This window comes from Streptomyces sp. NPDC000941 (genome assembly GCF_053599555.1).
The window spans coordinates 1-11,129 of sequence record NZ_JBSFMM010000304.1; the positions used below are offsets into that span (position 1 = coordinate 1).

Below are 11,129 nucleotides of genomic sequence, written 5' to 3' on the forward strand. Positions count from 1 at the left end.
CCATCCGGGCTTGGGCGAGGTGACCTGCCGACGCAGAACCGCGAGCTCGTGCCGCAGGATCAGTATCTCCACATTCTTGGTCGCAGAGGATCGAGCCATGAGGAACAGCCACGCGAAGATCCGCGTGGCGATCAGGTAGGTAAGCCGTACCAGCATGCGGACTGATCATGCTGGAACCTGGTGGTCAGGTTCGTTACCCCAGGTCAGGTCCGGTGAAGCCATTCTGGAACGCTACGGGCGATTCGTCTGCCCGGCCTCGTACGAGACGCGGGGTCCGCCCCGCTTCGGGCGCCCCGGCGCGAGTCATTCCGACAGCCGTGAACGTCGCCGCCGCTGCTGTGGCGGCAGCAGTGAACGCGACGACCAGCCAGACACCCCCGACAGGGGCGTTCGTCTGCGGCGCTGCGAACCCTCCGGGCGCCGCGTACACCACGAGCCGGTCTCCTGCCTCCGCGTTGGCGGGGCACGCCTCCCCCAGCGGGATGAAGTCGGACTCCCTGAGCTTTTGTTCGAGTTCCGTACCGTCGGTCCGCTTCAGCGAGCACTCCCACCAGGATCCGGTGACCTTCCCCGTCGGCGCGTTCCTTTCATGCCGAACGGCCTTCGTGACGACGGTCTCCTGCGGCTTGCCCCACACGTCGAGCACGGCCTGGTCGAGAAACGTCAGCAACGCCACGGCCAGCAGACACTCCACGATTGCGGCCGCCCCGAAGTGCCAAGGATCAAGGCGGATGAAACACACGGCGATCAGGGCGAATCCCACGCCGAGGAGCGACAGCGCCGCAACGACGGCCACCGCTGGGTGAGGCCACCACGCGGGAACGAGCACTACCGCGACCACGGCCAGCCCGCATATCAGCACCGAAGCGGTGACCCCCACCAGCGCACCGGCCCCCCAAGGCGGCAGTCTCCCGCTCACCGACACCTCCCCACTGCTCAAACGTCCCGTGCTGTTTCCTTCCCAGTCTGCGAGCGGTCCGACCCACGTGCCGAGCGACTATCCGATGCCCTACCGACCCGCGTAGGAAGTGCGAGTACGACCTGCTCCGGGAGATCGCAAGAACCTGGGAACTGACAACTATTGTCTGCTATCGATGCTCGTGATCACCCGGATTTGCTTGGATGGTGCTCGTGATCACGCGGAATTGCTCACGAAACCGCTGATTTTGGAAAGGCTGTAGGGACCACAGCTTGGCGAGCACTGCTTCCTGCAGGAACGCCGGAAGCAATTGGGCGTGAGAAATGGTGCGTTGGTGATGGGATCTCCGGGAGGCTGTGGCGGCTCGCTGGGGCGGAGTAGGTGACTGGACCGCTCGTGTTTCGCACTTTTGGGATCACCGGGTCGGTGAACGGGGCCGTTCCTGCTTCACCGCTCCGACATTCCGCACGTTCTGTGTTCTGCCGACCGGGCTGATCGCGCAGACGCGCCGCCGCACGGTGTGCGGGATGCTGCTGGGCACGGGGCTGGAGCGGGTGTGGCACCACGCCCGGCGTCACCGCCTGTTCTCCACCGCCCGCTGGTCGGCCGACGAGGTCGGTCTGGCCCTGGCAGGTCTGGTCATGGCACCTCTTCTCCCGCACCGTGCACCACTGCAGGTCGCGGTCGATGACACCCTGTCCAAACGATCGGGGAAGAAGGTGTTCGGCGCTGCCTGGCAGCACGACGGCGCCGCGAGGGGGCCGCACCCGGCCGGCTTCGGGAACTGCCGGGTCATCGCCGGCATCGTGGTGACCGTGCCGTTCCTCACCCAGGCCGGTGTGCCCGCCGGTCCTGGCCCGCCTATGGCGCCCCAGGCACACCGCAAAGATCGCCCTGGCCCGCGAGATGACCGAACTGCTCGCCGCCCACTTCCCCGACCGCACCCTGCACACAGTCGGAGATGCCGCCTATGCCAGCGAGCACCTGCGTGGCCTCCACCCGCAGATCACCTGGACCAGCCGCCCGAAGGTCACCTCCGTGCCGCACGAGCTCCCGCCCCCACGCACGGGCAAGAAGGGACGCCCGCGCACCCGGGGCCCCTTCTCCCGGGCCCGGATGCACCACCTGCCCGGCCAAGGACATCTGCACCACAGCCGCCTACCGCGTCCTGACACTGCTCCCGCGCGAAGAGCACGAACTCCTCCAACAACGGCGGGCAGAGCAGCAGACCGAAGAGTGGAAGAAGCGGTACCACACCAGGGCCGGGGTGGAGGGCAGCATCTCCCAGGCGGTGCGACGCACCGGCGCCCGGCGTACTCGCTACCGCGGCCACGCCAAAACTTCTCTGGCCCAGGTCCTGACTGCAGCCGCTCTCAACCTCTACCGCCTCGACGCCTGGTGGACCGGAACCCCCTGGGCACGACACGAGTCTCCCACTACGAACAACTCGTCCTCGGCCTCACGGCCTGACCGACCAAAAACCCAGATCACATAGACCAACAGAGTCCCGCACGCAGGACGAGGTTCTTGGCCGTCGTGGTGGTGGGCGGTCGACCGGTGCGTCTGCGCGCACTGTCCCACTTCGCGGCGATGAACCGGTGGTGCCAGCCGAGCAGGGTCCCGGGGGTGACAGGGAAGACCGCACGCCAGCGCAGGCGGGGTATGAGTCCGGGACAGGGTTGCAACCAGAACCGGTCCGCTGGCTCGTAGCTGACTGGCCGGGTCGGCTGTCGGCGGAGGACCGCATTCTCGTGGCGGAGCACGAGCAGCTCCGCGTCCTTCGCGGCATCGCTGCGGAGTAGGACTGACTGCAGGGAGATCAACTTCCGGGTCACCTTGTACAGCAGGCTTACGAACACACTGGTCATGGTCTCAGCCGACGACCCGTCACCGCCGCCACCTGCAGCGACGGACTTTTCGAGCGGCACAGGTTCGAAGCGGCGGGGGCTGGAAACGGAGCGGAAGCCACCGCGCCAGTCCCCGACCCTACTCAGTGGGGTGTGGGTTGCCCTGGTGGGTGAAGGCGGCCCACAGGTGGGTCGCGTGCAGGTCGACACGGGCGGCTTCGCGGCCCAGGGGGCCGTCCATGCCGGGTGGGGGTTCGCGGTCCGGGTCGAGCATCCACAGCTGGGCGGCGCGCAGCGCGTCGGCGGGGGCGAGGCCCTTGCCGGCGAGGAAGTGGTGGAAGGCGGCCATCATGAGCGCGGTCGCGCTGTCGTCGACGGCCCACCGGGAGCCGACCACATCGGCCGCGCCACGGGCCACGAGTGCGGTGGAGAGAGTCAGTGCCTCGTCGTGGTCGCCGGAGCTGAGGTCGGTCTCGCAGCCGCTGAGGACGATCAGCGGCCCGTCCAGGCCGGGTGCCGCGGCCGCGGTGTGGTCGAGGATGCGGGCGACGGTCAGGTCGCCGTCGGCCAGGGACAGCGCCGAGCGGGTGGGGCTCGGCCCGGCCACGCCGTGGCAGGACACGTGCACGATCGCGGCCGGCCGGTCGCCGCCCGGCAGCACGGTCAGCAGGTCCTCGCAGGTCCCGGGTGCGTCCGGGGTGCCGTCGGCCACCGCGAACTCGCCGTAGCGGCGGGCGTCCGGGTAGCAGCCCGTACGCAGTGCTTCCGTCTCGACCTCGGCCCATACGAGGCTGAGGGACGGGTCGGTGACGAGGACGCGGTGCCCGGTGGCGGGGAGCCGGTCGCGGGCGGCAGCGCGCAGGAACTGCGCGCCGGACGGAGCGTAGCTGAACACCGCGTCCTGGCAGGCGTACCGGTGGCCGCCCAGCGGAATGTGCTTGCGGGCCGCGTGCCAGGGGACGACACCGAGGGGGCCGCAGGGGATCAGCACGATCCGCGGCGCCCGGCCGAGGGGCTTCAGGGTGTCGAGCACGGGTCCTATGGCGGCGGGCCAGGCCCAGTCGCACAGTTCGCTCAGTGCGGCCTGCCATTCCGCCTCGGCCGCTTCCCTTGCCGCGCCCGTGCCGCGGGAGCGTTCGGCGGCGGCGGTGAGGTAGCGCTGTAGTTGGTGGCTGCCAGCGGCGAGCAGCAACGGCAAGGTGAGCAGGGTGGGTTCGGTGCCGCCAGGGCGCAGGACCAGCGCGTGCCCCGGGATGTGCGGGCGGAAGCCTTCGCCGGGGACCAGGTAGACCAGGGCGTCGGCTCCCGAGGTGGCGAGGGCGGCAGTCAGAGCGGTGACGTCGGGGGTATCGAGAAGTTTGCGTGCGCCGGTGCCGTCTCCCGCCCCCAGGGCGGCGAGGGCTTTGCGGCGCGTGCTGCTGGGGAGTTCGTGGCTGTGGGCGTCTTCGTGGTGGTCGGCGCCGGGGGCGATCTCGTGCCGGTCGATGTCCTGCGGTCCTTGCTGGAACGGGTGCAGCGAGGCCCGGTTGGGGGTCTGGGTGCGCCACTGCTCGGCCAGTTCGGGGTGGCCGCGGTCGGTCAGCAGCCGGGGGACGCCATGGGTGCCGGCAGCGGTCTGGAGGACGAGGGCCCGGCCCATCTCCAGCGCCTCCACGGCTTCGGCGGGCTGGTGGTACTCGGCGCACCGCAGGGCCAGCCACAGGGCATGGCCGGTCGCGGCCCGGGCCACCGACAGGGCGTGCTCGGCGCCGAGTTGGAGGAGCACGTCGACAGCCATCTGCTCCAGTGCCTCGCGGCGGGTGTCCAGGCTCGACCGCCAGTCCTCGCTCTCGTGTGAGGTGCCGGTGACCGCGCTCATCCAGTGGGCCGTGGACAGTTCCGTCAGCACTTCGACGGTGAGCGGCGGGGCGTGGCCCGCGGCGACCAGGGCCCGGACCCGGTTCAGTTCGGCGAGACAAGGGTCGAGCAGGCTGAGGTCGCTGCGGTCGGTGATCGTGCGGAGCATGACCTGGCCGAGGGCCAGCCGCAGCCGGGCTTCGTCCCGGGGAGAGATGTGCGTTTCGTCGATCACCCGGTGGACCTCCGCGCCGGCGCGGTCGATGACCTCCCGGCGGGGGTCGATCTTGGCCAGCTCGGTCATCGCCAGGGCCCGTGCGGTGGGGAAGTACGGTGCGTACAGCGGCCCGAGGGTGGCCGGGTCGGTCTCCACCACCTCGCGCAGGTAGCGGGCGGCGGCGCGGAAGTCGGCCTGGTCTCCGGTGAGGGCGGCACGTCCGCTGTGGGCACTGCCCAGTGTGGCGGTGATCACGAAGCGGGTGCCCTCGTCGGGCGCGGGGGCGGCGTACTGGGCACTCAGCGTCCGGATGGCGCCGTTCGCCACGCGGAGCTGCGCGGCCCGGTCCCGGCTGCTGCTGGCCATCTGGGATCCGGTGAAGATGCTCAGCAGTCTCTGAACGTCGTCGCGCTCACCGGCGCCGGTCAGCTCTTCGGCCATCGACAGGGCAGCGGCGCCGTCCTGGAGGCTGCCGCCGAGCGCGGCGGTGGTGGAGACTCGGTGGGCGAGGAGGATGGTCAGGTGCCGCCGGGCGGCCACGGTGTCCGCCCTGTCGTCCTCCGGAAGGTTGCCGAGCCACTCCTTGAGCCAGGCCACGCTCCGTTCCACCCGCGCCACCTCGCCGTTGGACACCCACAGGTTGTCGATCGCGACGGACAGGTACAGTTCCAGGCTCACCTCGCGCTGCCAGACCGCACGCGCCGCCGGGTCGGGGTCCGGCAACAGAGCGGCCCCGTCCACCTCGCCGAAGTCCAGCATCTCGGGCACCCGCAGATTCCCCACCACCAGCAGGGCCGCGTGGAACTTGGCCGCACGGATCCGCTCGGGCGTGCCCTCGGGGCAGGCGAGCAGTGCTTCCCCGGCCGCCCGCGCGGCGCTCTGGACGGGTCCGGCGAGCGACCGGGGGTCCTGCCCGTTCGAGCGGAGGGCGGCGAGGAGTTCGTACAGGGGTGCGAACTCCAGCTGGTCCAGTCCCAGTCCGACCAGTTCCCCGCGGGCGTCCGCGAGGGGGACCCAGGGGAGGTTCACGGTAACCCACAGCCATTCCAGCAGGTGTGCGCACCGTACGGCGTCCTGGAGCGCCCAGTGCAGGACTGCCTGGACAGCGGCGGTGAGCGGTTCCCCTGCGGGCTGCTGAATCTCTTGGGGTTCCGGGGTTTCCGGGGGTTCCTGGGGTTCCTGGGGCTTCTCTTGGGCCTCTTGGAGCGGCGGGCCCGCTTCAGACCGAGGGCCCTCTTCAGGCGTCGGGCTTGCCTCGGGCGGCGGGCTCGGGACCAAGGCCATCAGTTCCGCGGCGTGCTCCATGGCGGCCAGCACCCGCTCCCGCGTCGACAGGTCCCCGACGACGACGCGGGCGAGCACGTTCATGGCTTCCTGCAACTGCTGCCGCAGCGGGTCGACCAGGTCCGGCGGCATCGAGCCGTCGCGCATCTGCTGGGGGATGCCCGGCGGGACGAGCAGCTCGGCCAGGTGTTCCCGGGCTGTCATGGCGAGCGGGTCCTCCAGCGGTCCGGCTCGGTCGGCCCACCGCAGATGGGTCACGGCGGCCGCCCACTGCTGTCGGTCGGCGTGCGTCCGGTCCTTGACGATCCGCACCTGCAGCAGCAGCCCGAGCCAGCACACGACGGCCGCGCGGGCCGGGTCGTCCGTCGGCAACAGCCTCTCGATGGTGGTCAGATGCTCGATCACCAACCGCAGCTCGGCCGGGGCCGGGTCGTCCCGTGCGTGGGGCCAGAGTTCGTGCGCCTGGCGGACGGTGACGGCGGCCCAGGCCCGGAGCCCCGCGATGTCCGCCGCACCGGGGTCCCGCTGCTCGTCGTCGTGGTCCCGCTGTATGTCCTCGGCCATGCGTCCCTCCACGACCGGTGGTCCCGGCCCCGTGCCGTTCAGAAATCCGTCGCGGCTGGTCAGGCCGCATACCTGTACTCGTTGATCAGGCCGCCGAGGACGCGAGTCTGGAGTAGTCGTCGCGGAGTGCTCGAGTCGGTCAATGCTGTGAACTGGCGGTCGCAAGGGTGCGGACGTTGCCCTCGGGCCTGATGGAGGCGATGGCTGTTGTAGTGCCGGGCGTAGACGTCGAGGACGTGCCGGGCGTGGGTCTCGTTCCAGATCAGCACGTGATCGAGGAGTTCACGCCGCAGTGTCCCGATGGCTCTCTCGCAGTGTGCGTTCATCCGCGGGGACCGCGGGGCGGTCCTGACGGTTTCGATGCCCTCAGCTTGGAAGACCGCGTCGGAGGACTTGGTGTATCTGCTGTTCCGGTCGCGGATCACAAAGCGCAGCGATTCGAGGCGCACGCCCACCTCGAGAGCGAGGTTGCGGGTCTGCTGGGCCGTCCACTGCGTGGTCGGATGAGCGGTGACGCCGGCGATGTGGAGGCGGTGCGTGCCGTGGTCGAGGAAGATCAGTGCGTAGCTGCGGCGAAGATCCACCAGGTCGATGTGCAGGAAGTCGCCGGCGATGATGGCCTCGGCCTGGGATGTCAGGAAGTCGCGCCATGTCGGCCCCGTGCGGCGGGGAGCCGGGTCGACACCGGCTGCCGTCAAGATCTTCCAGACCGTGGAGGCGCCGATCCTGTGGCCCAGCCGGGCGAGTTCCCCCTGGATCCTGCGGCAGCCCCAGCGCGGGCTCTCGCGTGCCAGCCGCACCACCAACTCCTTGACGGCTTCGGCTGTCGCCGGTCGGCCCGGCATGCTGCGGCATTTGCTGTAGTCCCACCTGTGTGCAACGAGACGTCGATGCCGGCCGAGCAACGTCGCTGGCGTCACGGGGAACACCTGCGCCCAGCGACGCCGGGGTATCAGCGAGGACAGTGCCGCGAACCACAACCGGTCCGCCCACTGGTACCGCATCGGACTCGCAAGTTGCCTGCGCAGCACCGCGTTCTCGTGCCGGAGTACGAGCAGTTCAGCGTCCCTGGCCGTCTGCCGACGCAGCAACACCGCTGGAACCGAGAGCAGCTTCCGTGTGACCTGATACACCAGTGAGACGATCACCTGGACATGATCCCAACGCGCCCGCAGACCCCGCCAGACCGCCTACGACCGCAGCGACGCATTCCTGAACGGCACAGGTTCGCCAGTCGGAGGTGCTGGGCCGGCCCAGGCAGTGCAAGGGGAGGGGTCGCGTTGCGCGCGGAGCTTCTTGAACGGCAGGGGGTCGCGATGTCAGGCATTGGGAGAGATGTTGCCGTACCGCGCGGGCTGGGATGGGTGCTCTCAGGATGCCGGGCCCTCGACCTCGCCGTGCGCCGTCCAGGTCTTGCGTACGCGCCGGTGGCCGTCGGTCTCCTCGATGAGAACTGGAGGAGAGCCGGTATTCAGACCCTGCGGTATTCCACTGCGTCCTTGGGCTTTGGGGCTTGCAGTCCAGCATGTGGCTGAAGTGCTGCTGGACTACGTATGCCTCCGCATGCCACGTTCGAATCGGCTACGGGGGCGCAGTAGTTCTCGCCGAAAAAACAACGCTAAGAGCCCGCGCAGATAGGCGGCATGGAAAGACTCGGCAACACGATGGGCCGGGTCTCAGTGATCACGCAGCCGCTACGCTCTGTGATCACTGGAGACCTGTGACAGTCCTTTGTTTCAGGCCGCCCGCCTGGCCAGCCTGTGCAGGGTCCGCGCGGTAGGTGATCCGTGGTCGGCCGTGATCAGGACGACTTCCTGGTCGTCCTCGGGAACAAGCAGGACGTCGCAGTTCAACCGCAGCGGGCCGGTCTCCGGGTGGTCGAGGGTCTTGGTGCGGTGCCCGGGGGCGTGGACCGGACGCGTCGCCCAGATCTGCCGAAACTCCTCGCTGCCGGCGTGCAGTTCGGCTAGCAGGGCGGTCAACAGCGGGTCGTGCGGGTAGCGGTCGGCGGCCCGGCGCAAACGTGCCACCACTATGTGCCCGGACTCCTCAGCGTTGGAGCTCTCGTGCATCCGCCCTTGGCCCAGGAAGCGGCGCCGGGCCAGGTTCGTCATACCGCCTCCAAGGTCGCCGCCGAGCAGTGCCTGGGCCAGAGGATTCCAGGCGACGACGCCGTACGCCGCGTCAGTGACGATGGCACCGGTCTCCGGCAACCGCTCCAGCATCCGGGCCACATGCGGGCGTATCCGCCGCATGGCGCTGATGCCGGGCGGCGGGCTTGATCCCGCCAGGCGGAACAGGTGGCTGCGCTCCGCCAGCGTGAGCCGCAGCGCCTGGGCCAGCGCGTCCAGGATCCGGGCCGATGGCCGCGCTCCCCGGGCCTGCTCCAGCCGCGTGTAGTAGTCGACCGACATATGGGCGAGCTCCGCCACCTCTTCGCGCCGCAGGCCTGGTGTGCGGCGAGCGGTACCCGTCTCCGTCAGGCCGATCTCGTGCGGACGCAGGCTTGCCCGGCGGTCCCGCAGGTAGTGGGCCAGCTCCTGCCGTGTCATACCGCCTCCTCCCGCTGCCTGGTACAGGCTGTCCCTGGCAGGGCGCCCACAACCAGGGAACCGTAGTCGTCATGAATGAACGCACAGCTCTGGTCACTGGTGCCAACAAGGGCATCGGCAAGCATATTGCCCGGCTCCTCGCCGCCGAGGGCCTCACCGTGTACGTGGGCGCCCGCGACGCCGGTCGCGGGCAGCGGGCCGTCGAGGAGATCGGTGCCGGCACCCGCCTGCTGATCCTCGACGTGAGTGATCCTGACGGCATTGTGAAGGCCGCAGCTCAGGTGGACCGCCTGGACGTACTGGTCAACAACGCCGGGGTCGCACTGTCACTCGCCCCGCCGGCCGAAACAGACGTCGAGGAGTTCCGGCGCACGTACGAGACCAACGTGTTCGGGGCGGTGGCGGTGACCAATGCCTTCCTGCCCGCCCTGCGCCGGTCGCCGCACCCGCGCATCGTCAACATCTCCAGCGGTACAGCATCGCTGACCTGGAGCACGAACCCCAACCCCCAGTTCACCCCGGGAAGCGGAGGCGCCGCCGCCTACCGGTCGTCCAAGGCCGCCCTCAACGCCCTCACCGTCTTTTACGCCCAGACGCTGGCTGAGGACGGCTTCAAGGTCAACGCGCTCGCCCCCGGCGCGCGGGCCACCGATCTCACCCCTCGGGCCGCTGCTCTCGGCGGCGACCCGGTCGAGGCCGCTCAGGGTGCCCTTCGCCTGGCTCTGCTCTCGGACGACGGCCCCACCGGTGGCTTCTTCTCCTGGGACGGAACGCTCGTGCCCTGGTGAGCACGCTGGCATCCGGAAGCGCTGGGCGGGGCGCCTTCACTCCGTGCGGCACAGCCACCGTCGACCAGGTGGAGGCCGCTGAAGACGCCGCGCGGAGGGACAGCAGTGGGCCGAGCACCTGCGCATGCAGCCCGAGGATCTGTCCCAGGACGGGCGGATGGTCCTGCGCGGCGTCACGGAGAACGGGGTGCCCGGACAGGGGCGGCGCGTGAGGATCATCTTGATCGCCAAGTTCTACGAGTCTCCCCCGCCGAGCCGGTCGCCGGGTGACCGGGCCGGGCGAGCCCGGTCAGTGGCGGGGGCGCCGACGCGTGAAGATGCACTCGCTGTCTTCTGCTCCGATGGGGAAGGGCAGGGCGATGCGGTCGAGGGAGAAGCCTTCGCCGGGGCATGGACGATGTAGCCGCACCGGGTGGAGAGGGCGCCCCAGTTCGCGGTCGGTCTCGTAGGAGCCGCAGAGCAGGAAGTAGTCGACCCGGATGTCCGCGCTCGGCAAACCCGGATCGACCGCCGCGGGCACCGGAGCTCCGGGCCACCACGGCTGGCCGGGCCTGCGATCGCCAGGCGTCTGCACCCGCAGCCCGGAACGGGGGAGACGCAGGGGCTTGAAAAGACTCCGATGTGGCGCTTTTTGCTACCAACCGCGGCAGGACATGACGGCGTCATGACAGGCATGCTCTGGGTCACCCGGCTGCAGGCGATGCGAGTGCCGCCGACGGCGGTCTCTCGACGGCGACTTCGACCACGTCGCCGTCCAGAGGGCTCGCACGCCGCAGTCCTGTGCCACTCGAAAAGTCATCGCCGCAGGTGAGCGGGGCGCGGTCAGTCCGCTGGGGTCATGTCCTCTGTGATCGTGTCCTTGTTGTACAAGGTGACCCGGAAGCTGCTGACGGTTCCGTCGGTGCTCCTGCGTCGTGGGACGGTGAAGGAGGCGGAACTGCTGGTGCTGCGGCACGAGAACGCGGTCCTGCGTCGCCAGTTGGCCGGACCGGTCCGCTATGAGCCTGCCGACCGGTTCTGGTTCGCCGCCCTGTCCGGGCTGATACCCCGGCGCCACTGGCTCAAGATCTTGCCTGTCACCCCCGGCACTCTGCTGGCCTGGCATCGCAGGTTCATCGCCGC

General features: G+C 69.7%; 8 protein-coding genes and 1 pseudogene. 4 read left to right on the forward strand and 5 right to left on the reverse strand.

All coding sequences use genetic code 11. The annotated features are described in order from the left end of the window. Nucleotides 1-193: 193 nt before the first annotated feature. On the reverse strand, nt 194-925 hold the full coding sequence (locus ACWDSL_RS48575) for a hypothetical protein (protein ID WP_450495560.1): 732 nt from the start codon (nt 923-925) through the stop codon (nt 194-196). A 350-nt stretch (nt 926-1,275) separates the two neighbouring features. Here ACWDSL_RS48575 and ACWDSL_RS48580 point away from each other — a divergent pair, with 350 nt between their 5' ends. Together ACWDSL_RS48580 and ACWDSL_RS48585 are read left to right on the forward strand one after the other, a co-directional pair. Next, nucleotides 1,276-2,091, forward strand: coding sequence for a transposase (locus tag ACWDSL_RS48580; RefSeq protein WP_450495561.1), 816 nt, complete (start codon nt 1,276-1,278; stop codon nt 2,089-2,091). Nucleotides 2,092-2,093: 2 nt separating this feature from the next. Then, nucleotides 2,094-2,414 carry a transposase gene (locus ACWDSL_RS48585; protein WP_450495572.1) on the forward strand — a complete coding sequence of 107 codons (321 nt, stop codon included), beginning with the start codon at nt 2,094-2,096 and terminating at the stop codon, nt 2,412-2,414. A gap of 491 nt (nt 2,415-2,905) precedes the next feature. Here the strand turns inward: ACWDSL_RS48585 and ACWDSL_RS48590 are convergent, their stop codons facing one another. The 3 genes from ACWDSL_RS48590 to ACWDSL_RS48600 all read right to left on the reverse strand — a co-directional run bounded on the left by ACWDSL_RS48590 (nt 2,906) and on the right by ACWDSL_RS48600 (nt 9,219). Further along, on the reverse strand, nt 2,906-6,667 hold the full coding sequence (locus tag ACWDSL_RS48590) for a CHAT domain-containing protein (protein WP_450495563.1): 3,762 nt from the start codon (nt 6,665-6,667) through the stop codon (nt 2,906-2,908). A gap of 59 nt (nt 6,668-6,726) precedes the next feature. Continuing rightward, nucleotides 6,727-7,815, reverse strand: coding sequence for an integrase core domain-containing protein (locus ACWDSL_RS48595; RefSeq protein WP_450495565.1), 1,089 nt, complete (start codon nt 7,813-7,815; stop codon nt 6,727-6,729). A gap of 588 nt (nt 7,816-8,403) precedes the next feature. Further along, nucleotides 8,404-9,219, reverse strand: coding sequence for a helix-turn-helix transcriptional regulator (locus tag ACWDSL_RS48600; RefSeq protein WP_450495567.1), 816 nt, complete (start codon nt 9,217-9,219; stop codon nt 8,404-8,406). A gap of 71 nt (nt 9,220-9,290) precedes the next feature. On the opposite strand from ACWDSL_RS48600, the gene ACWDSL_RS48605 reads away from it, so the two are divergent. Then, nucleotides 9,291-10,007 (forward strand): SDR family oxidoreductase, encoded by a 717-nt coding sequence (locus ACWDSL_RS48605; RefSeq protein WP_450495568.1) that lies wholly within the window; start codon nt 9,291-9,293, stop codon nt 10,005-10,007. A 289-nt stretch (nt 10,008-10,296) separates the two neighbouring features. Here ACWDSL_RS48605 and ACWDSL_RS48610 read toward each other — a convergent pair whose 3' ends face one another. Further along, complete coding sequence (locus tag ACWDSL_RS48610; RefSeq protein ID WP_450495570.1) at nt 10,297-10,503, reverse strand: hypothetical protein; 207 nt, start codon at nt 10,501-10,503, stop codon at nt 10,297-10,299. 351 nt (nt 10,504-10,854) lie between these two features. Here ACWDSL_RS48610 and ACWDSL_RS48615 point away from each other — a divergent pair. Further along, nucleotides 10,855-11,129: pseudogene (locus tag ACWDSL_RS48615) on the forward strand (integrase core domain-containing protein); the annotation flags it as partial.

Coding starts and splice junctions, on each gene's coding strand:
- ACWDSL_RS48605 (WP_450495568.1), top strand. CDS start 9,291: ATGAATGAACGCACAGCTCTGGTCACTGGTGCCAACAAGGGCATCGGC.
- ACWDSL_RS48600 (WP_450495567.1), bottom strand. CDS start 9,219: ATGACACGGCAGGAGCTGGCCCACTACCTGCGGGACCGCCGGGCAAGC.
- ACWDSL_RS48590 (WP_450495563.1), bottom strand. CDS start 6,667: ATGGCCGAGGACATACAGCGGGACCACGACGACGAGCAGCGGGACCCC.